The 681-nt window shown below is 33.9% G+C and carries 1 protein-coding gene; it reads left to right on the forward strand.

Annotated features, from left to right (window positions below):
* Nucleotides 1-70: 70 nt before the first annotated feature.
* Nucleotides 71-681, forward strand: a 611-nt coding sequence (locus tag B3J44_RS19715; protein WP_286970969.1) for a porin family protein, incomplete at its 3' end; no start/stop codon positions are given.

Raw genomic sequence — 681 nt, forward strand, 5'->3', positions numbered from 1 at the left:
AAATCATATGAAAAAAGGTTTTCTAATCTTTATCACTTTTTTTTGTATTACCACAGCACAATCCCAAGTCTTGATTTCCTTAATATTTGGAGATAAACTCAATTCGCAGTTTTTAGAGTTTGGTCTTGAAGGGGGTGCTAATTTTTCTACCATTTCAAATATGGGATCTTCCGCCTTAAATCCAGGTTTCAATCTTGGTTTTTATTTTGATTTGAGATCTAGAAAAAATCCGGCGTGGATGATCAATACGGGAGTAATTGTAAAATCGCCCATGGGAGCCAAAGATATTCCAGTATATTCTTTAAACGATGAAAATTTGGACAATACTTTTGCAGGTGGACACGTTAATCGCGAAATACGTTATTTTAATGTTCCTATATTGATTAAATATCAATTTAAGAATAATATCTACCTTAAAGCAGGTCCGCAATTTGGATTATTAGCCAAAGCATTTGATGAGTTTAAAAACGAAATCAACAACGACGATGTGGTCTACAAAAAGAACATTCGTGATCAAATTCATGTTATTGATGCTGGACTTGCATTTGGCGCCGGTTATCATTTGAATGTTGGACATGGCTTAAATCTAACAGTTCAATATTATTACGGGCTTGTTACTGTAATGAAAGGAGATGGACCAAACAATCAATATAACAGATCTTTGTATGTTACAGCAGGACT

Origin of the sequence: Flavobacterium sp. UBA4854 (genome assembly GCF_002399805.1) — a bacterium.
In the GTDB taxonomy this organism is placed as follows: Bacteria; Bacteroidota; Bacteroidia; order Flavobacteriales; family Flavobacteriaceae; genus Flavobacterium; species Flavobacterium ginsengisoli.